Source organism: Kribbella sp. NPDC048915, assembly GCF_040649595.1.
In the GTDB taxonomy this organism is placed as follows: Bacteria; Actinomycetota; Actinomycetes; order Propionibacteriales; family Kribbellaceae; genus Kribbella.
The window spans coordinates 1-18,669 of the sequence record NZ_JBEZFT010000118.1 but is presented as its reverse complement, the minus strand read 5'-3'; the positions used below and the strand labels follow the sequence as shown (position 1 = coordinate 18,669).

Below are 18,669 nucleotides of genomic sequence, written 5' to 3'. Positions count from 1 at the left end.
GGTGGAGTCGGCCTTGCGGTATCAGGTTGTCGACACTCGTCTGGCCGGGGTGGGTGAACCCACCGTGCGGGGACGCGCGCGGGCGTCCAACGCGCGCGCCCACTCGGTCAGCCGGGCTCACGACCAGCCGCCGCGTCGTACACGCGTCTCGACGGCGGCCAGCAGGTGCTCACAGATCGGTCACCAGGGCCGGGTAGCCCCTGGCGTTGGAACCTGGAATTACCGCTGCGCGAGGAAGGCGAGGGTGCGGTCCAGGAGGAGTTTGGTGGCGGCCTCGTCGTGGCCGGGGAGGGATGAGTCGGCGAACAGGTGCTGTTTGCCGGGGTAGAGGTAGAGCTCGGCGCCGGCCTCGGCGACGAGTGCGCGGGCGGCGTCGATGTCGCCGCCTTCCTCGCTGAAGTACGGGTCCTCGTCCATGCCGTGCACCTGAACGGGGACGCCGTCCGGCCAGCTGCCGAACTCCTCGACCGGGACGCATGCGTCGTACAGCAGTGCGCCGACTGCGCCCGGACGGGTCTGCGTCAGCTTCTGCGCGGGCATCACCCCGAGCGAGAACCCGGCGTACACGACCTGCTCCGGCAGAGCCTGCGCCGCCGCGACCCCGCGCTCGAGGATGGTGTCGAAGCCCGTCGAGCGTGCGTAGCCCATCCCCTCGTCGAGGGTCTCGTAGGTGTTGCCCTCGTACAGATCAGGTGTGTGCACGGTGTGACCTGCCGCCCGGAGCGCGTCGGCGAACGCCTGCACCCCGTCGGTCAGACCCTGCGCATGGTGGTACAGCACGACCTCGGCCATCATCTACTCCAATGATCCAAATAATTCGAACAATCGTCGATGCTAGTCTATTCGAACCATGTCGATCAACAGGCCGGTGCCGGACTACGAGCTTGCCGACACCCTCGAACTGACCACCGCGGAGCAGGTGCGGGCGATCAGCGACCCGCTCCGGACGACGATCCTGCAACTGCTGCACGAGCGCGCGGCGACGGTGAGCGAGCTCGCGACCGCGGTCGGCCGACCGAAGAGTACGGTCGCGCACCATGTGAAGGTGCTCTCCGACGCGGGCATCCTGCAGGTGGTGCGGACCCGCAAGGTGCGGGCGATCGAGGAGCGCTTCTACGGCCGCGCGGCGCGGATGTTCTTCGTCGGCCTCGGCCGGCAGGGCAAGGACGGGCAGCTCCCGCACGACTTCAACGATTTCGAGGTCGCGGCCGAGGAGTCGAAACCGGCGTACGACGCGGGGCGGATGCGCTCGTTCATCCGGCACGCGCGGATCCCCGAGGAGCGTGCGGCCGAGTTCTGGCAGCAGGTGGACGCGTTGATCCACCGCTTCGACCAGCTCCCCCGGGCCGGCGACACGACGTACGGGTTCGCCGTCGGCCTGTACCCGATGGTCGACTACCCGACGTTGCCGCCCGCCGAAGACGAGGCCTGACCTTCCTCGGCGGCGATCTTGTCCAGGAGGTCGACGAGCCGCGCCAGCACGTCCCTGGCGATGTCGTACTCCTGCTCCCCGAACTCCGCCGCGAACCGGCGTTCGAGCTCGATCAGGTACCGGAAGCCGTCCCCGGCGACATCCAGCCCGTGATCGGTGTAGTCGACGAGCTTCGCCCGTCGATCCTCGGGATCGGGCTTCATCTCGAGCAGATCCAGGGCGACCATCTCGCGGATCACCTCCCCCATCGACTGCCGGGTGATCCCGGCCCGCGCCGCCATATCGGCGGCCCGCGCACCACCGCGGTGCAGCGTGCCGAAGACCGAGTTGTGGGCCACCTTCACTTCACTGTGGCCGTCCGCGTGGGCACGCCGGACCATATCGGTCTGCAGCGCGCGATTGGCGCGCTCGACCAGCACGATCAGCGGCTTGCGATCAGGACGCGGTGGCTGAGGTCTTGACATGCCGTAAGGATACCTTCCAATATCTCGACAGGAAACCTTACATTTTCTGGAGGGGTCATGGAGACCTGGGAGCTCCGCCCGGCGGTGACCGCGCTGTTCAGCCGCGCTCGGCGGCGGTCGGTGCGGGTTGCTGTCGAGCAGGAGTACGTCGTCGGCGCGTCCGACGGTGCGGTGGTACCGATCGGCGAGGTACGACGTGCCGCCGCGGCCTCGCCTGCCATGCCGTACCTGAGCTTCGAGCCGGGCGGGCAACTCGAGCTGAGTCTCCCGCCGGCGCGCGATCCGCTGCGCGACCTCGCCGTACTGACCGCCGATCTGCGGCGACGGCTGACCGGCATGACATTGCGGGCGATCCCGGTCGACCCGCGGCTCGACGTACCGCTGCAGTTGACGTCGCCGCGCTACCTGGCGATGCAACGGCACTTCGACCGCATCGGCCCGGCCGGGCGGCGGATGATGCGCCGGACGGCGTCGACGCAGATCTGCCTCGACTGGTGGCCGGGACGCGCGGGCCTCGAGCAGTGGCGGGTCCTCAACCTGGCCGCGCCGTTCGTCGCCGCGCGGTTCAACCACAGCGAACGGCTCGCCACCTGGCTCGAGGTCGATCCGGCGCGGACCGCGTTCGACGCCAGACTGCTGCGCGGCGACGACCCGATCGAGGCGTACGCCGCATTCGCGGCCGGCGCCACGGTGTTCGTCGACGGACCCGCCGGGCATCTGACCACGCTCTTCCCACCAGTGCGGCCGCGCGGGACGTACCTCGAGGTGCGCTTCCTCGACGCATTGCCGCCCGACGAGGCGGAGCGCGCCGTAGCGATGCTGTCCGACTTGATGTACGACGACGTTCGACGACGCGATGTGCTGCGCAGAATCCCTTGTACAGAAGGGCTCTGGCGCGCGGCGGCCGACGGCGTACTCGACCAGGACGAGGTGGCTGCAGCATGAACGGCGTCCTGTTCGTGGACGATCTCACCGCGATCGTGACGATCTGACCGAGGTCGGCGTACGGCCGGTGTACTGGCGAAACACCCGGGCGAAATGCTGGCTGGAGCTGAAGCCGAGGCTCAGGGCCAGCGCGGTGATCGTCATGTCGCTGGTCTCGAGGAGCTGGCGGGCACGGTCGATCCGGCGCTCGTTCAGATAGCGGTGCGGCGGCCGGCCGAGCTCGGCGGCGAACAGCTCGGCCAGATACGCCGGAGCGAGCGCGACGCGCTCCGCCAGCTCCTTCAACGTCCAGCGCCGGTCGAACTCCTGGTCCAGCAGTCGCCGCACCGTCCGTACGGCGGGATGCATCGCGAGCTGCGGTACGGCGGTCGGCGCGAGCGACCGGGACACTGCGAGGACGAGATGGTCCACGGCGAGTACTAGACCCGTCTCGGCGTACTCGTACCGCGTGGTCAGCTCCCGAACCAGTTGCCCGAAGGCATACGCGAGCTCGCCCGCCTCCCGGTGCAGGACGGCCCGCGGCATCCTCAGGTCCGGCTGGCGCTTCGCGACCACGTCGAGGTCGATCGCGGCGAAGTAGAAGTGGTGATTGCCGGACCGGCTCGCGAGGTGATGCCGGACTCCGGGCGGTACGGCGAACAGGTGCCCGGGATGCAACGCGTAGCTCTCGCCACCGGCCATCCAATGCGTGACGCCGTGCTGCTGCAGATAGATCTCCCAGACCGGGTGCTCGTGCGGCTCGATCAGGAACTGCTCCGGCACCCACTGCTCGCCCGCGTGCAGCAGGCCGCTGTCCGGCGCGAAGCCGTCGGCATGGAATCCCGCGCGCAAACCACTCGGCCGATGCAGGGGCACCTGAAGATTGTGTCCATTTGCCTGAACATCGGCAACGCGTCCGGCGCGGCCGCTTCCTAGGTTGATCGGCATGACGCCTGACGACATTGCCTTCTTCCGCGCGAACGGATACTGGATCTCACCGGTGATCGTGCCGCCGGAGATCCTCGATGCGGCCGAGCGCGGGATGAAACGGTTCTACGCCGGCGACCACGATCACTCGTTCCCCGACGTACCGGCGACGCGCGGCTGGCAGCCCGAGGACGGCGACGTCCTGCGGAAGAACGACTATGCGTCACTCCGGGTGGACGAACTGGCCGCGCTGGTGCGGTATCCGGCGATCGCGGAAGCGGCCGCCGCGTTGTCCGGCGCGGACGGGATCCGGTTGTGGCACGACCAACTGCTGTACAAGCCGCCGGGCGGGACGGCGCGGGTCGGATGGCACACGGATCGGCAGTACTGGCAGTCGTGCACGTCGGACGACATGCTCACGGCATGGGTGGGATTCCACGACGTCGACGAGGAGAACGGCGCGGTGGGCTTCCTGCCGGGCAGTCATCGATGGTCCGTGACCGGGCTGGACTTCTTCTCGCAGGACACCGCAGGTCTCGAGGCGTCGATCGCGGCGCAGGGGTACGACCCGACACCCGTCGTACCGCGGATGAAGCGCGGTCAGGTCAGCTTCCACCACTGCCGGACCGTGCACGGCAGCGCAGGTAACTTCAGCTCGTCACCCCGGCGATCGATCGCCATTCACCTGCAGCCGCTGGACAACCGCTGGCGTCCCGGTCCCGGGCATCCGAACGACACGCTGGTCCGGCACAACCCCGACCCGGACTACACCGACCCGGCGATCCAGCCACAGTTGTGGCCGCTGGGGTAGAGCCTGCTCTACGCCTGAAGTCCGGGACCGCCGTCCTCGAGGCCGGCCACGAAGGCTTCCAGGGCGCCGGTCACCCGGTCGCGGTCGTCGGTGGTGAGTAGATCGAGCAACAGCCCTCGCAGGACAGCGATCACGAGCGTCGCCTGGCAGGTCGCCTGTTGCACCGACTGACGGCCACGGACTGCTGCGAAGGCCCGCACCGGGTCTGCGATCACGTGGCTGAGAAAATCGTCGAAGGATTCGGGAGCCTGCAGGGCCTGCCCGTACACGGCGAAGAACAGCCGGAACTCACCCGCGCGCACCGGGTCGGCGACGCGATCCCACACCCGCCGTACGTAGGCCGGAAGGTCCAGCTCCTCGTCGGCCGGAGGCGCGGTCTCGGTCAGGATGCGTTCCCGCAGCCGCGTCTGCACGGCCTCGATCATCTGCTCCTTGCTGCCGAACCGATGCACCAGCGTCGTCGGCGTGACGCCGAGCGCCGTCGCCAACGGTCTCCAGGTGAGCTCGGCGAAGCTGTGCTCGACGGCGTAGCCGACGACCGCGTCCAGGAGTTCGTCGCGGCGCTGCTGGTTGATGGGCCTGCCTGCCATGGGATCACTCTCCCATTTGCATTTCTTGAACGATCGTACACATAATGATCGGAGTCGTCGACGGAACCGTTCTGGAGGAAACATGCAGGTCTTCGTCACCGGTGGATCGGGTTGGGTCGGTTCCGCGCTGATCCCGGACTTGGTTGCCCATGGCCACCAAGTGACCGCGCTGGCGCGGTCGGAGCGTTCGGCGGCCGCGGTGCACGCGGCCGGAGCTACCGTCGTCCGTGGCAGCCTCGACGACCTCGACGTCCTGGGCGATGCGGCCGGCACGGCGGATACCGTCGTACACCTGGGGTTCAAGCACGAGATCGCATTCGCAGGGCAGTACGAGCGGGCCGCGCAGGACGACCGGGCGGTCGTGGACGCGTTCGCGGAGCGGCTGGCCGGGACCGGAAAGGCATTGGTGGTCGCGTCGGGTGTGCTGGGTGTGGTCGGGGTTGATCCCGGCGTCGTCGCCACCGAGGAGGACGGGCTGGCGGAGGTGGAGGCGGCCGGGCCGGTGAGCGGCGGCGGCGATCGATCCGCGACTGCTCGTCACGTGCTCTCGCTCGCTGAGCAGGGGATCCGGGCCAGTATCGTCCGGCTGCCACCCGCCACGCACGGCGCGGGCGACAACGGATTCACGGCCGCAGCAGTCGGCGCGGCGCGCGCGGCCGGCGCCTCGGCGTACGTCGGTGACGGGACGAACCGATGGCCCGCCGTTCACCGGGATGACGCCGCCGTGCTGTTCCGCCTCGCCGCGGAGTCCGCACCGGCCGGGTCCGTGCTGCACGCGATCGCCGAGGAAGGCGTGGAGCTCCGTCAGGTCGCCGAGGCGATCGCGGCCGGACTCGGAGTCCCGGCGATCTCCGTCGGGGAAGACGAGATCGGCCGTTATCTAGGGTTCCTCGGCGGTTTCTGGTCCGTCGACGGACCGGCCTCGGCCCACCTCACCCACGACCTCGTCGGATGGAAACCCACCGGCCCGACGTGGCGCGAGGACCTCTCGGGGCCGGCCTACTACCGGAACGCCTGACCCCGCTTGATCGCGCAGGAAAACGTCGCCGGCTGATCCCTGCAGAAGTTGGCCGCGCCAGCCCTGACTGTGGTGAATCGGGGAGTTCTACTGATCACTTCAGGTGTGCTGCACTCCCCAGTCGAGCGCGGCGCTAGCCCGCCCAGGCGGGGCCGGGTTAGTTGATGCCCTTGAGGAGTTGGCGGGCCATGACGATGCGTTGGACCTGGTTGGTGCCTTCGTAGATTTGGGTGATCTTGGCGTCGCGCATCATCCGCTCGACCGGATAGTCGTGGGTGTACCCGTATCCGCCGAGCAGCTGTACAGCATCGGTCGTCACAGCCATCGCCACGTCGGAAGCGAAACACTTGGCGGCCGCGCCGAAGTAGGTGAGGTCGCTGTCGTTGCGCTCCGACCGGGCCGCGGCGGCGTACGTCAGCTGGCGGGCGGCCTCGATCTTCATGCCCATGTCCGCGAGCATGAACTGCAGGCCCTGGAACTCCGCGATCGCCTTGCCGAACTGCTTGCGCTCCTGCACGTAACCGAGCGCGTAGTCGAGGGCGCCCTGCGCGATCCCGAGCGCCTGCGCGGCGATCGTGACGCGGGTGTGGTCGAGCGTGCGCATCGCGGTCGCGAAGCCGGTCCCCGGCTCGCCGATCAGGCGATCAGCAGGAATCCGGACGTTGTCGAAGTACACCTCGCGGGTCGGCGACCCCTTGATGCCGAGCTTCTTCTCCGGCGCACCGAAGGACACCCCCTCGTCGGACTTCTCGACCACGAACGCGCTGATCCCCTTCGACCGCGCCGACGGGTCGGTGACCGCGAACACGGTGTAGTAGTCCGAGACGCCGGCGTTGGTGATCCACCGCTTGACGCCGTTCAGCACATAGTGATCGCCGTCGAGCACCGCGCGGGTCTTCATCGCGGCGGCGTCCGAGCCGGCCTCGGGCTCGGACAGGCAGTACGAGAACATCGAGTCGCCGGCCGCGACCGGCGGCAGGTACCGCTGCTTGACCTCGTCCGAGGCGGACAGCAGCAGCGGGAGCGAGCCGAGCTTGTTCACGGCCGGGATCAGCGAGGTCGAGGCGCACGCGCGGGCGACCTCCTCGATCACGATCACCGTCGCGAGCGCGTCGGCGCCCGCGCCGCCGTACTGCTCGGGGATGTGCGGCGCGTGGAAGTCGGACGCCTTCAGGGCGTCGTACGACGCCTTCGGGAACTCGGCCAGCTCGTCCACGTCCCCGGCGTGCGGGGCGACCTTGGCGTCGCAGACGTCGCGGACGGCCGCGCGGATCGCCTGGTGCTCCTCGGACAGCGCGTACAGCTCGAATGAGTTACTCACGGGTCACACAGTACGACGAACAACGCGCGCCGGCAGGACGTCGTACCCCGAAAGTGACCAAGTCCGCACCGGCCGACCGCACCTCATGATCACGCCTGACCACGGGCCTGACCGGCGGCGGCCGCCGGGCCGTAACCGTGATGGGTGGCACGATGGGTAAAGTCCCGGGCATGAGTGAAGCGACGCCCCGTCCGCTCCGGATCGCCGTGATCGGTACCGGCTACCTCGGCTGCAACACCTCCGCCGGGATGGCCGAGTTCGGTTTCGACGTGATCGGGGTCGAGATCGACGAGCACCGCCTGAAGCTGCTGAACGACGGCAAGGCGCCGCTGTACGAACCCGGGCTCGACCCGCTGCTCAAGAAGCACGTGGATTCCGGCCGGCTGCGGTTCACCAGCGACTACCGCGAGATCGCGGACTGGGCGGATGTGCACTTCATCTGCGCCGGCACCCCGCAGCTCGAGGGCAGCGAAGCGGCTGACCTGTCGCAGCTGCACTCGGTCGTCGACATGCTCGCGCCGCTGCTGACCAAGCCGACGCTCGTGGTCGGCCGTTCCACGGTCCCGGTCGGTACGTCGAAGGTCCTGGAGCAGCGTTTCCACGCGGAGTCCCCGGCCGGTACGGCGGTGGAGGTCGCGTGGCAGCCGGAGTTCCTTCGGGAGGCGCACGGCGTGGAGGACACGCTGCACCCGGACCGCCTGGTGTTCGGCGTCCAGTCCGAAGCGGCCGAAAAGCGACTGCGTGAGGTGTTCGCGACACCGATCGCCGAAGGTTCGCCGGTGGTCGTCTGCAACCTGCCGACCGCCGAGCTGGTCAAGGGCGGGGCGAACGCGTTCCTGGCCACGAAGATCTCGTTCATCAACGCGCTCGCCGAGATGGCCGACGCGACCGGCGCCGACGTCACCCAGCTGGCCGACGCGCTCGGGTACGACAAGCGGATCGGCCGCGGCATGCTGAACGCCGGCCCCGGGTACGGCGGGGGTTGCCTGCCGAAGGATCTGCGCGCGTTCATGCACCGCGCGGGTGAGCTCGGTGTCGAAGAGGTCATCACACTGCTGCGCGAGGTCGACGACATCAACCTGCACCGGCGCGCGCGGATCGTGGACGTCACCCACGATGCGCTCGGCGGCGAATGGGTCGGCAAGAACGTCACGGTGCTCGGTGCCGCGTTCAAGGCCGGCACGGACGACGTCCGCGACTCGCCCGCCCTGGACGTGGCGGGCCGGATCCAGCTGCACGGCGCCAATGTCACGGTCTACGACCCCGAGGCGATGGAGAACGCCCGCAAGGTCCGGCCGACGCTGCGGTACGCCCAGAGCGCGATCGAGGCCTGTCGCGAGGCGCACGCAGTCCTGCACCTGACCGAGTGGCCCGAGTTCCGGCAGCTCGACCCGGTCGCGCTGCGCCAGGTCGTGGCCACCCCGGTGGTCGTCGACGCCCGGCTCAACCTCGACGCCGCCGCCTGGCGCGCCGCCGGGTGGACCTACCGCGCCCCCGGCAAGCCGTAAGGCTCCCTCAGGCGACGGTCGCGGCGCGCAGCACCGGGCGCGTCAGGACGACGCACCCGGTGATCGCGGCCGCGCAGGAGATTCCCAGGCAGACGCCGGTGATACCGATGCCGGAGACGTCGGCCAGGCCGCCGAGCAGCGGGTTCGCGACCATCAGCGCGAGGCTCTGCGCGAGCACGACGATGGACTGCAGCCGGGACTGGAACTCACGCTCGACCGAGTTCATCAGCAGCGGCAGCACGTGACCGGTGAACGTACCGACGCCGATTCCGCTCAGTACGCCGGCCGCGAAGGTGAGCGGCAGCGGGTCGAGGACGGACAGGCCGAGCAGGCCGACTGCGGCAACCAGCAGCCCGATCGCGGCGAAGATGCCCGGTCGCGGGAACGCGCCGCGCATCAGGATCCGGAGCGCGATCACGCCGACGCCCAGGCTGCGGCTGGCCACCAGCAGACCGGCGGTCGCGGCGTTCCAGCCGTGGTCGCGGGCGAGCAGCGGGAACAGCAGCGCGTCGAGCGGCATCAGCAGACCCGCCGCGACCGTCATCGTGATCAGCAGCGCGCGGGTCAGCGGGCGACCGAAGGCGACCCGGATCCCGGCGCCGATCGAGCGCAGCATGCCGGCCGGCATCCGGCCGGGAGGCGCGATCGTCTTCCGCAGCAGGAGCAGGACGACGATCATCACGCCAAAGGTCAGAGCATCGAAACCGCCCGCGGCGGTCAGTCCGGCCCAGCTCACCAGGACACCGCCGACCGCCGTGCCGGTGACGGCGAAGACCACGCCGGTCACCTGGAAGCTCGCCAGCGCGCGCGGTACCTGCTCCGGGGGCACCAGCAACCGCGGCATCGAGCGCGACGACGGCAGGAAGAACGCGTCGATCACTCCGACCACCAGCGCCAGGATCACCAGCAGCCACACGGGTTCACCGACGGCCAGGGTCGCCGGGACCAATGCGGCGGTCACCACGAACATCGCCGTACAACTGGCCAGCAGCACGCGCGGTGCGCCGTACCGGTCGCCGATCGCGCCTCCGACCAGCAGCAGGGTGGCCCGTGGGGCGGCGGCGAGCAGCAGGACCAGACCGGCGACGCTACCGCCGTGCCGGGTGGCCGACCACCCGATGGCGAACGACATGGTCAGATCGCCGAGGAGGGACACAGCGGCGCCGAACAGCCAGATCCAGTAGCGGACCGGAATGCGCTGCGTATCCGAGTCAGTGGGCGGAGTCACGATCGACGACCTTAGACGACAACCAATGGGATCTCACGACTACCCGCCCCCGCCCTGTGGAAACCAGTCCAGACCTGAGCCTTTTACAAGCCTTTACGCAATTCTTCCGCGCCGTCACGCACCGTGCTCCCCTTTCCGCGGGCCAGCTCCGCGAGCGACTCCTGGAACTCGAGCATCCGCCCCCGCAGCCCCTCGTCGGAAGCGGCCAGGATCCGGACCGCCAGCAACCCCGCATTGCGAGCGTTCCCGATCGACACCGTCGCCACCGGCACGCCGGCCGGCATCTGCACGATCGACAGTAGCGAGTCCATCCCGTCGAGGTACTTCAGCGGGACCGGTACGCCGATCACCGGCAGCGGAGTCACCGACGCGAGCATCCCGGGCAGGTGCGCGGCACCGCCCGCCCCGGCGATCAGGACCTTGAGCCCGCGCTCGTGCGCCGAGCGTCCGTAGTCGATCATCTCGGTCGGCATCCGGTGCGCCGACACGACGTCTGCCTCAAAGGGCACGTCGAACTCGGCGCAGACCTCCGCCGCGGCCTTCATCGTCGGCCAGTCGGAGTCCGACCCCATCACGATTCCAACGGACATGTGCTTCCTCTACTCGTCTTATTCGTCGATGGTGCCGGTCAGGTACGCAGCGGCGTGCCGCGCGCGTTCGCGGGTCTGCTCGAGGTCGTCGCCGTACGCCGTCACGTGGCCGACCTTGCGTCCGGGCTTCACGGACTTGCCGTAGAAGTGCACCTTCAGGCCGGGGTCGCGGGCCATGCAGTGCAGCAGGCCGCGATGCATGTCGTCGACGTCGCCGCCGAGGACGTTGACCATGACCGTGTACGGCGCTCGCGCGGCCGGCGAACCGAGCGGCAGGTCGAGCACAGCGCGCAGGTGGTTCTCGAACTGCGACGTGACCGCGCCGTCGATCGTCCAGTGGCCGGTGTTGTGCGGGCGCATCGCGAGCTCGTTGACCAGCAGCCGGCCGTCCCGCGCCTCGAACATCTCGACCGCGAGGATGCCGACCACGCCGAGTTCGCCGGCGATCCGCAGAGCGGTCTGCTGCGCCCGCGCAGCCTGCTCCGGCGCCAGGCCGGGTGCGGGCGCGGTGACCTCGACGCAGATGCCGTCGCGCTGCACCGACTCGACGATCGGGTACGCCACCGCCTGCCCGTGCGGCGAGCGCGCCACGATCGCGGACAGTTCGCGGACGAAGTCGACCTTCTCCTCGGCGAGGATCGGTACGCCGCTACCGAACGCGGTCGCGACCTGCGGGTCGTCCGGCCCGTCGACGAACCACACACCCTTGCCGTCGTACCCGCCGCGGGTGGTTTTCAGGATGATCGGGAACCCGCCGACGCGCTTCGCGAAGTCCACGACATCCTCGGCTCTCTCCACCACCTGATGCGCCGGCGACGGTGCGTCAAAGGTGTCCAGCCGGGCCCGCATCACCGCCTTGTCCTGCGCGTGCACCAGCGCATCCGGACCGGGCCGTACCGCGACCCCCTCCGCCTCGAGCGCCCGCAGCAGGTCGGTCGGTACGTGCTCGTGGTCGAACGTCAGTACGTCGGCCTCGGCCGCGAACCGGCGTACCGTCTCGGGGTCCCGGTAGTCGCCGACCGGCGCGTCCGCGACCGCCTGGGCCGCCGACACCGTCTCGCCCTCGGCGAGTACGCGCAGCTGGATCCCGAGCGCGACAGCGGTCTCCTGGGTCATCCGGGCGAGCTGCCCGCCACCGACCATGCCGACCACCGGTGTACCGGCGGGGAGGTCCTTACGATCGAACTTCACGCCGTGAGCCTAATGTCCATACAACATCGGTCGTACGGCGGCCACCGCGGCGCGCGGGCGATTTCGGTGAAGCACCGGTCGGCGGGTACCGTGGGAAACTGCCCTCCCGTTGCGGTGTGATCACAGAAGGTTCCGAAACCCGTTGAAACTCGTCACCACGCTGTACCGCCAGTTCCAGCACCTGGTGCACGAAGTGGCCAAGTTCGGGATTGTCGGCCTGCTCGGTCTGGTGGTCGACCTGCCGATCTACAACTGGCTGGTGTTCAACAACCCGCTGGTGCTCGCCGACTCGGGGATCGGCATGCTGCACCACAAGCCGCTGACCGCGAAGCTGATCTCGACCACGGTCGCGACCGTGGCGACGTACCTCGGCAACCGGTACTGGACGTGGCGTCACCGGGAGCGTTCCGGCCTGCACCGTGAGTACGTGCTGTTCTTCGTGCTGAACGGTATCGGCCTGCTGATCGCGGCCGGCTGCCTGGCGTTCTCGCGCTACGTGCTCGACCTGCACAGCTGGCTGTCCGACAACATCGCGGCGAACTTCGTCGGCCTGGGGCTGGGGACGTTGTTCCGGTTCTGGTCGTACCGGAAGTTTGTCTTCCGTGAGGAGATCGCGCTCGACGAGGTTGAGCATGCGCCTGCGCGGGAGGCCTCGGCTGTTGCCGAGCAGGTGGAGCTCGACGGGGAGTCGACCGGGGATCTGCCGGTCGTTCGCTGAGTCTCGCCCACTGCACGCCGTGGAGCCACCCCGCTGCCGGCTCCACAATTGATACCCGGCGGACTGTCGGTGCCGCGTGTGAAGATGCGGTGATGACTGACTTCGAGGTGCGGACCGCGCGGGCCGACGAGCACGAGCAGATCTCGCGGCTGTTCGGCGAGGCGATGATGTTCGACGCGACGCTCGACGACATCGGGCGGCAGATGTTCGAGCCGGACCGAGCGTTGGTGGCGACCGACGGCGGCGAGATCATCGGCACGACCAGGGCGCTGACCCGCGACCTGTCCGTGCCCGGCGCAGTCGTCGACGCGGCCCACGTCACCGGCGTCGGCGTCCGGGCGACGCACCGCCGGCGCGGCGTGATGTCGGCCCTGATCGGGCAGCAGCTGCGCGAAGTCCCCGAGGCGATCGCCGTGCTGTGGGCCAGCGAGCCCGCGATCTACGGCCGATTCGGGTACGGCGCGGCCGCCCTGGGCACGGCGTACGAGGTCGACCTGCACCGCGTCGGCCCGCCTTCCGACCGGATCCGGCCGGGTGCGCTCGGTGTCCTGTCCGCGGACGAGGCACTCAAAGAGCTCCCCGCCCTACTGCGCCGCCTGCAGGAGCAGCGCCCCGGGATCTCCGGGCGGTCCGACCTCAAGTGGCGGCAGCACCTGCAGGACAAGCCGGACGAACGCGCCGGGCGGACCGAGCGGCAGATCCTGGGGTACCGCGACGAGTCCGGCACGATCCTCGGCTACGCCCTGTGGCGCGGCAAGATGAACTGGCTCCCGACCGGCCCCGCGAACGAGGTCCTCGTCGAAGAGCTCGTCGCCCCCGACGTCACGGCGTACCGGGCGCTCTGGCAGCACCTGCTGACAATGGACCTGGGCGCGAAGCTCGGCTACGGGCACGCGGCCGTCGACGAGCCGGTGCAGCAGCTCGTCAGTACGCCGACCGCCCTCGACCGCCGCATCAGCGAATCGCTGTGGTTGCGCGTCACCGACGTACCGCGGGCGCTGCAGCAGCGGAAGTACGCGGTACCGCACGACGTCGTCCTCGAAGTCACCGACCACCTGATCGAGTCGAACAACGGCTGCTTCCGCCTGATCGCCGACGACACCTCGGTCCACTGCGAGCGCACCGATGCCGCCGCCGACCTCGGCCTCTCCATCACCGACCTCGGCGCCACCTACCTGGGCGGACGCCGCCTGACCGAATTCACCACCACCGGCCGCATCACCGAACACACCCCCGGAGCCCTCACCCGCACCAACACCGCCTTCACCTGGCCAGTAGCCCCCGTCAGCCTGGAGGTGTTCTGATCGCCGCGCCCGCCGCAGCGGGGCGCCTCGCTTGCTAATTCCACAGAGCAAGCTTGTCCCACTCGGCGGGTGCTCCCAGTGAGTCCGTGGTGATCAGGTCCGACGACGGGAAGCGGTTCATCAGGGTCGACGAGACGGTGGGGCCAGGTGCATGCCGGATCGATGACCCCGATCAGATACGCCATGACCGCGAGGACGTTGTACACACCGAACCGTGCCTTTGCGCCGTCATGGTCGCTGAGATGATCAAGCACCGGGATGCTTCCCCTGGTGGGCCGCTTCGGCGCAACGACCAGCTTCCGATTGAACAGTCTGGCGTGGTGCGCCGCGACGTTCCGCACGTAGTCGAGGGTGGCCATCCGGATCTCCACGAGATACCTGTGCCGGACCTCGGTCGTTGCCGTCGGCCACTACTCTTTGGAGCCTGGGTCGCGGCCCTGCGAACGCCGTCATGGCAGGAGGACCACGCGGCCGCGGAGGCCTCCTTCGGCGACTTGTTTGTAGGCTTTTACTGCCTCGTCGAGGGGGTAGGTCTCGGCGACTCTGGTGGAGACGACCCCTTGCTCCACGAGGCCCGTGAGCTCTTGGAGATCGGCCGGGTTCACGTGGATGAAGATCTGGTGCACGGTGATGCCGCGCAGGTGGGGTGGGTGTGGGCCGCCGACCACGTGAACGTGGTGGCCGCCGTTGCGTACCGCCTCCTGCGCACCGATCCCGACGACGGCGGCATCGATGACACCGTCGACGCCGGCCGGTGCGATCCGTCGTACGGTTGCCGCGACATCCTGGTTCCGGTCAACGAAGTGATCCGCGCCAAGTCGCCGTACCAGCTCCTCGTCAGCGGTCGCCGCGCTGGCGATCACGGTCTTGCCGCGGTGCTTGGCGAGCTCCACGGCGTACCCGCCGACGCCGCCGGCTGCTCCGGTCACCATGATCGTCTCTCCGGGGATCGCGTCGACTGCCTGAAGCGCGGTCAGCCCGTTCAGGCCGTACGTCGCTGCGTGGTCGAGCTCGACGCCCTTCGGCGCGGGGGTGATCGTGTCGGCGCCGAGTACGACGTACTCCGCGTGGGTCTTGAGCGGCTGCGCCAGAAGGTCCGCGACACCGACGACCGGTGTTCCGACGTCCAGCGAGGTTCCGGGACCTGCCGCATCGACCGTACCGGCGACGTCCCAGCCGAGACCGTACTGCTCCCGCTGTGCGGTCAGGCCGATCTCGACCAGCGCCCCGCTGCTGATCGCGAGGTCCACCGGGTTCACCGCCGCAGCGGCCACCTTGATCCGTACCTGCCCCGCGGCCGGCTCCGGTACGGCGGTGTCGATCAGCTCGATCCCGTCCGGCCCGATGAGCCGGCGAGCCACCAGTGCGCGCATTGCTTCCTCTCCTGTCCGGCTTGTGGTTCCCACACCACTGTCGGAGAGCTACTCTCTTTTCGGAAGTGCGTACTTCGGAGTACGTACCGTACGGCGAGGAGAGTCATGCCAACCCGCACCGCAGCCCAGCGCCGCGAGGAAGCGGCGCGCGAGTACGACGCGTTCCTGGCGACCTGCCCCGCGAGGCAGCTGCTCGACCGCATCAGCGACAAGTGGGCGACCCTGATCATCACCGCCCTCGCGGACGGCCCCCAGCGGTACTCCGACCTGTCCCGCCGCATCGCCGGCGTCAGCCAGAAGATGCTCACCCAAACGCTCCGGTCGCTGGAGCGCGACGGGCTGCTGATCCGTACGGTCACGCCGTCGGTGCCGGTCCGCGTCGACTACGAACTGACGCCGCTCGGCCGCACCCTGATGCCCTTGATCACCGCCATCAAGACCTGGGCCGACACCCACATGCCGGAAGTCGCCGCCGCCCGCACCGAGTACGACCGCGCCACCGCCTGACCACTGCTAGGGCAGTCCGCATGGTCTTCCTCACCAACCCCACCACCTCGGGCGTCACCATCACCACTTTGTGCACCAGATCCGTATTTCCAGCGCGCTGAAATACGGATCTGGTGCACAAAGTGCCCGCCAAACCACGGCCCGGCGGCGGCGGGAAGGCGGCGGCGGGAGATGGGCGGCGGGGCGGCGAGCGGCGGCGGGCGGCGGGGCGGCGGCGAGCGGCGGAGAGCGGCGGGCGGCGGGCCCGGCGGCGCCGAGAAGGCGGCGGGCGGCGGGCGGCGGGCGGCGGCGGGCGTTGCGGCGGCGGCTCGCGGTGGCGTCAGCGGTCTTCGTTGGAGTTGAAGATGGTGCCGTCCTCGCGGGGGCGTTCTTCGGGCTGGGGGCGGCGGCGCATGTGGTCGGGGGGCTGTTCGTCCTCGAGGATGCCGTCGCCGGGGCGGCCTTCGGGGCCGCCGAAGAGCAGGTCCGACATCTGCAGGTGGACGTGTTCGACGTGCGGTACGTCGGGCAGCACCACCTGACCGCGTTCGCCGGCGGATTCGATGTGGAGTGTCCCGCAGCCGAGAATCCGGTCGACCAGACCGTGCTCGTACGAGACGTCGTTGATCCGCATCAGCGGGATGTCGCGGCCGGTGCGGGTGAGGATGCCGTGGCGGGTGATGAGGCGCCGGTTGGTGATCGTGTAGGTCGAGAAGAACCAGTCCAGGAACGGCTTCAGCGCGAACCGCGCGAGGATCACCACGCCGACGGCGAGGATCGCGATCCGGCCGGGGGTCTGGAAGGAGCCGGCCGGCACGATCGCGGCCAGGAACCCGCCCGCGCCGGCGACCACCAGGAGCAGGAGCACCGGCCCGATGAGCGCCTTCCAGTGCGTCCGGGTGCTGACGACGACGTACTCGTCCTCGCCCAACAACTTCGCCGAGATCGCCATGGCACCAGTTTCACAGGTGACGGGTTCGGCTGTCCCGTCCCGACACGATCGGAACCGAAAAGTGGTTTAACACTTCACGAATTGCATACAGTCAGCAAGGATACGCGCGGGGTAACCAACTGGGGGACGAGAAGGAGCCGTGATGGCAGTCTTGTCGATACTCGACCGCGAGCACACCGTCGCACCGCCGGGGTACAGCCGCTGGCTGATCCCGCCTGCCGCGCTCGCCGTGCACCTTTGCATCGGGCAGGCCTACGCGACCAGCGTGTACAAGATCTCGCTGGTGAAGCACTTCGACAGCAGTCAGACCGCGGTCGGTGTGGTGTTCAGCATCGCGATCGTGATGCTGGGCCTGTCCGCAGCCGTCGGCGGTACCTGGGTGGAGCGCAACGGACCGCGCAAGGCGATGTTCGTCGCGGCCTGCTTCTGGGCCTCGGGCTTCGGAGTCGGCGCGCTCGGCATCGGCACCGGTCAGCTGTGGCTGGTCTACCTCGGGTACGGCGTGATCGGCGGCATCGGCCTCGGGATCGGGTACATCTCGCCGGTCTCGACCCTGATCAAGTGGTTCCCGGACCGCCCGGGCCTCGCGACCGGCCTGGCGATCATGGGCTTCGGCGGCGGCGCGCTGGTCGCCAGCCCGCTGTCCCGCCAGCTGCTCGGGCTGTACGACGCCAACTACGATCCGGATGTCAGTACGTCGGTGGCCGGCGGCGGTGCGCTCGTCGGACTGTTCGTCACGCTGGGCCTCGGCTACTTCGTGATCATGATGTTCGGGGTCTTCACCGTCCGCGTCCCGGCCGACGGCTGGAGTCCGGAGGGCTTCGACTCGGCGTCGGTACGGCAGAAGCCGCTCGTCACCACCGCCAATGTGTCGGCCGCGAACGCGATCCGGACTCCGCAGTTCTGGTTGCTGTGGATCGTGCTGTTCTGCAACGTGACCGCGGGCATCGGCATCCTCGAACAGGCCAGCCCGATGATCCAGGACTTCTTCCGCGGTGCCGACGGTAAGTCCGGTGTCGCGGTGGCGGCCGCGGCAGGCTTCGTCGGCCTGCTGTCGATCTTCAACATGGGCGGGCGCTTCGGCTGGTCGTCGACGTCCGACGTGATCGGCCGCAAACCGATCTACGCGTTGTACCTCGGCGTCGGGATCGTCGCGTACACGCTGCTCGCGACCGTCGGGCACACCAGTACGGCGGTGTTCGTGCTGCTCGCCGCGGTCATCATCTCGTTCTACGGCGGCGGTTTCGCGACCGTACCGGCGTACCTGCGGGACCTGTTCGGGACCTACCAGGTCGGCGCGATCCACGGCCGGTTGCTGACCGCCTGGTCCGCGGCCGGGATCGCCGGGCCGCTGATCATCAACGGGTTCCTGGACAGTCAGGGCAAACCGGGCACGCTGACGGCGTCGGCGTACCGGCCGGCGCTGTTCACAATGGTCGGCGTGCTGGCCGTCGGCTTCGTCGCGAACCTGCTCATCCGCTCGGTGTCCGAGCGATTCCACGAGACGACCGAGACGACGGTGGAGGCGGCACGATGAACCAGACCGCACGACTGGTGATTTCCTGGCTGCTGGTCGCCGTGCTGCTCGGGTACGGCATCCTCGAAACACTGATCACCGCGGTGAAGATCTTCACCGAATAACCGGCTCTTGCGACCGATCCGTGGGCGGGTCTGGGTGACCGAGTCAGCGCCCGGACTGGACGACCGCACGCGTCCCCGCACGCCCGCGTCCCCGCACGCCCGCGTCCCCGCACGGTGGGTTCACCCACGGTGTTGTGGGTTCCTGACCCGTGTGAAGGGTACGGAACCCACAACACGATGGGTGAACCCAC

Annotated in this window: 19 protein-coding genes; 9 read left to right on the top strand and 10 right to left on the bottom strand. The window is 69.1% G+C overall.

Features of this window, described 5'->3' with window-relative positions:
- Positions 1–219 precede the first annotated feature (219 nt).
- Positions 220–792 carry a dienelactone hydrolase family protein gene (locus AB0B82_RS33670; RefSeq protein WP_360178034.1) on the bottom strand — a complete coding sequence of 191 codons (573 nt, stop codon included), beginning with the start codon at positions 790–792 and terminating at the stop codon, positions 220–222.
- Between the two features lie 58 nt (positions 793–850).
- Between AB0B82_RS33670 and AB0B82_RS33665 the strand changes: the two genes are divergently transcribed.
- On the top strand, positions 851–1,432 hold the full coding sequence (locus AB0B82_RS33665) for a winged helix-turn-helix domain-containing protein (protein ID WP_360178031.1): 582 nt from the start codon (positions 851–853) through the stop codon (positions 1,430–1,432).
- Here the strand turns inward: AB0B82_RS33665 and AB0B82_RS33660 are convergent.
- Positions 1,396–1,896, bottom strand: a complete 501-nt coding sequence (locus AB0B82_RS33660) for a MarR family winged helix-turn-helix transcriptional regulator (protein WP_360178028.1) — start codon at positions 1,894–1,896, stop codon at positions 1,396–1,398. The genes AB0B82_RS33665 and AB0B82_RS33660 overlap by 37 nt on opposite strands.
- Before the next feature lie 57 nt (positions 1,897–1,953).
- Between AB0B82_RS33660 and AB0B82_RS33655 the strand changes: the two genes are divergently transcribed.
- The gene (locus AB0B82_RS33655) at positions 1,954–2,841 is read left to right on the top strand and encodes a glutamate-cysteine ligase family protein (RefSeq protein WP_360178025.1); all 888 of its coding nucleotides are present in this window, start codon (positions 1,954–1,956) and stop codon (positions 2,839–2,841) included.
- A gap of 24 nt (positions 2,842–2,865) precedes the next feature.
- On the opposite strand, the gene AB0B82_RS33650 is transcribed toward AB0B82_RS33655, so the two are convergent.
- Positions 2,866–3,696, bottom strand: a complete 831-nt coding sequence (locus AB0B82_RS33650; protein WP_360178022.1) for an AraC family transcriptional regulator — start codon at positions 3,694–3,696, stop codon at positions 2,866–2,868.
- Positions 3,697–3,766: 70 nt separating this feature from the next.
- On the opposite strand from AB0B82_RS33650, the gene AB0B82_RS33645 reads away from it, so the two are divergent.
- Positions 3,767–4,558, top strand: coding sequence for a phytanoyl-CoA dioxygenase family protein (locus AB0B82_RS33645; protein ID WP_360178019.1), 792 nt, complete (start codon positions 3,767–3,769; stop codon positions 4,556–4,558).
- 8 nt (positions 4,559–4,566) lie between these two features.
- On the opposite strand, the gene AB0B82_RS33640 is transcribed toward AB0B82_RS33645, so the two are convergent.
- Positions 4,567–5,148, bottom strand: coding sequence for a TetR/AcrR family transcriptional regulator (locus AB0B82_RS33640; RefSeq protein ID WP_360178016.1), 582 nt, complete (start codon positions 5,146–5,148; stop codon positions 4,567–4,569).
- A gap of 82 nt (positions 5,149–5,230) precedes the next feature.
- On the opposite strand from AB0B82_RS33640, the gene AB0B82_RS33635 reads away from it, so the two are divergent.
- Positions 5,231–6,166, top strand: a complete 936-nt coding sequence (locus tag AB0B82_RS33635; protein WP_360178013.1) for an NAD-dependent epimerase/dehydratase family protein — start codon at positions 5,231–5,233, stop codon at positions 6,164–6,166.
- Positions 6,167–6,323: 157 nt separating this feature from the next.
- On the opposite strand, the gene AB0B82_RS33630 is transcribed toward AB0B82_RS33635, so the two are convergent.
- On the bottom strand, positions 6,324–7,487 hold the full coding sequence (locus AB0B82_RS33630; RefSeq protein WP_360178010.1) for an acyl-CoA dehydrogenase family protein: 1,164 nt from the start codon (positions 7,485–7,487) through the stop codon (positions 6,324–6,326).
- 170 nt (positions 7,488–7,657) lie between these two features.
- On the opposite strand from AB0B82_RS33630, the gene AB0B82_RS33625 reads away from it, so the two are divergent.
- Positions 7,658–8,995 carry a UDP-glucose/GDP-mannose dehydrogenase family protein gene (locus tag AB0B82_RS33625; RefSeq protein WP_360178007.1) on the top strand — a complete coding sequence of 446 codons (1,338 nt, stop codon included), beginning with the start codon at positions 7,658–7,660 and terminating at the stop codon, positions 8,993–8,995.
- 7 nt (positions 8,996–9,002) lie between these two features.
- Here AB0B82_RS33625 and AB0B82_RS33620 read toward each other — a convergent pair whose 3' ends face one another.
- The 3 genes from AB0B82_RS33620 to AB0B82_RS33610 form a co-directional block, all read right to left on the bottom strand.
- Entirely contained in the window at positions 9,003–10,223 is a 1,221-nt protein-coding gene (locus AB0B82_RS33620) for an MFS transporter (RefSeq protein ID WP_360178004.1), read from the bottom strand.
- Between the two features lie 83 nt (positions 10,224–10,306).
- Positions 10,307–10,813, bottom strand: a complete 507-nt coding sequence (gene purE, locus AB0B82_RS33615) for a 5-(carboxyamino)imidazole ribonucleotide mutase (RefSeq protein WP_360178001.1) — start codon at positions 10,811–10,813, stop codon at positions 10,307–10,309.
- An 18-nt stretch (positions 10,814–10,831) separates the two neighbouring features.
- Complete coding sequence (locus AB0B82_RS33610) at positions 10,832–12,004, bottom strand: 5-(carboxyamino)imidazole ribonucleotide synthase (RefSeq protein WP_360177998.1); 1,173 nt, start codon at positions 12,002–12,004, stop codon at positions 10,832–10,834.
- 142 nt (positions 12,005–12,146) lie between these two features.
- Here AB0B82_RS33610 and AB0B82_RS33605 point away from each other — a divergent pair, with 142 nt between their 5' ends.
- Complete coding sequence (locus AB0B82_RS33605) at positions 12,147–12,722, top strand: GtrA family protein (protein WP_360177995.1); 576 nt, start codon at positions 12,147–12,149, stop codon at positions 12,720–12,722.
- Positions 12,723–12,814: 92 nt separating this feature from the next.
- Positions 12,815–14,026 (top strand): GNAT family N-acetyltransferase, encoded by a 1,212-nt coding sequence (locus AB0B82_RS33600; protein WP_360177992.1) that lies wholly within the window; start codon positions 12,815–12,817, stop codon positions 14,024–14,026.
- A gap of 449 nt (positions 14,027–14,475) precedes the next feature.
- Here the strand turns inward: AB0B82_RS33600 and AB0B82_RS33595 are convergent, their stop codons facing one another.
- Entirely contained in the window at positions 14,476–15,399 is a 924-nt protein-coding gene (locus AB0B82_RS33595; protein ID WP_360177989.1) for an NADP-dependent oxidoreductase, read from the bottom strand.
- Positions 15,400–15,504: 105 nt separating this feature from the next.
- Between AB0B82_RS33595 and AB0B82_RS33590 the strand changes: the two genes are divergently transcribed.
- On the top strand, positions 15,505–15,906 hold the full coding sequence (locus tag AB0B82_RS33590) for a helix-turn-helix domain-containing protein (RefSeq protein ID WP_360177986.1): 402 nt from the start codon (positions 15,505–15,507) through the stop codon (positions 15,904–15,906).
- 319 nt (positions 15,907–16,225) lie between these two features.
- On the opposite strand, the gene AB0B82_RS33585 is transcribed toward AB0B82_RS33590, so the two are convergent.
- Positions 16,226–16,837, bottom strand: coding sequence for a PH domain-containing protein (locus AB0B82_RS33585; protein ID WP_360177983.1), 612 nt, complete (start codon positions 16,835–16,837; stop codon positions 16,226–16,228).
- Positions 16,838–16,979: 142 nt separating this feature from the next.
- Between AB0B82_RS33585 and AB0B82_RS33580 the strand changes: the two genes are divergently transcribed.
- The gene (locus AB0B82_RS33580) at positions 16,980–18,374 is read left to right on the top strand and encodes an OFA family MFS transporter (RefSeq protein ID WP_360177980.1); all 1,395 of its coding nucleotides are present in this window, start codon (positions 16,980–16,982) and stop codon (positions 18,372–18,374) included.
- The last annotated feature ends 295 nt before the right edge of the window (positions 18,375–18,669 follow it).

What these genes read in the sequence shown, in the direction of transcription:
- AB0B82_RS33670 (WP_360178034.1), bottom strand. Translation starts at nt 792, where the DNA reads ATGGCCGAGGTCGTGCTGTACCACCATGCGCAGGGTCTGACCGACGGG.
- AB0B82_RS33665 (WP_360178031.1), top strand. Translation starts at nt 851, where the DNA reads ATGTCGATCAACAGGCCGGTGCCGGACTACGAGCTTGCCGACACCCTC.
- AB0B82_RS33660 (WP_360178028.1), bottom strand. Translation starts at nt 1,896, where the DNA reads ATGTCAAGACCTCAGCCACCGCGTCCTGATCGCAAGCCGCTGATCGTG.
- AB0B82_RS33655 (WP_360178025.1), top strand. Translation starts at nt 1,954, where the DNA reads ATGGAGACCTGGGAGCTCCGCCCGGCGGTGACCGCGCTGTTCAGCCGC.
- AB0B82_RS33645 (WP_360178019.1), top strand. Translation starts at nt 3,767, where the DNA reads ATGACGCCTGACGACATTGCCTTCTTCCGCGCGAACGGATACTGGATC.
- AB0B82_RS33640 (WP_360178016.1), bottom strand. Translation starts at nt 5,148, where the DNA reads ATGGCAGGCAGGCCCATCAACCAGCAGCGCCGCGACGAACTCCTGGAC.
- AB0B82_RS33635 (WP_360178013.1), top strand. Translation starts at nt 5,231, where the DNA reads ATGCAGGTCTTCGTCACCGGTGGATCGGGTTGGGTCGGTTCCGCGCTG.
- AB0B82_RS33625 (WP_360178007.1), top strand. Translation starts at nt 7,658, where the DNA reads ATGAGTGAAGCGACGCCCCGTCCGCTCCGGATCGCCGTGATCGGTACC.
- purE (WP_360178001.1), bottom strand. Translation starts at nt 10,813, where the DNA reads ATGTCCGTTGGAATCGTGATGGGGTCGGACTCCGACTGGCCGACGATG.
- AB0B82_RS33600 (WP_360177992.1), top strand. Translation starts at nt 12,815, where the DNA reads ATGACTGACTTCGAGGTGCGGACCGCGCGGGCCGACGAGCACGAGCAG.
- AB0B82_RS33595 (WP_360177989.1), bottom strand. Translation starts at nt 15,399, where the DNA reads ATGCGCGCACTGGTGGCTCGCCGGCTCATCGGGCCGGACGGGATCGAG.
- AB0B82_RS33590 (WP_360177986.1), top strand. Translation starts at nt 15,505, where the DNA reads ATGCCAACCCGCACCGCAGCCCAGCGCCGCGAGGAAGCGGCGCGCGAG.
- AB0B82_RS33585 (WP_360177983.1), bottom strand. Translation starts at nt 16,837, where the DNA reads ATGGCGATCTCGGCGAAGTTGTTGGGCGAGGACGAGTACGTCGTCGTC.
- AB0B82_RS33580 (WP_360177980.1), top strand. Translation starts at nt 16,980, where the DNA reads ATGGCAGTCTTGTCGATACTCGACCGCGAGCACACCGTCGCACCGCCG.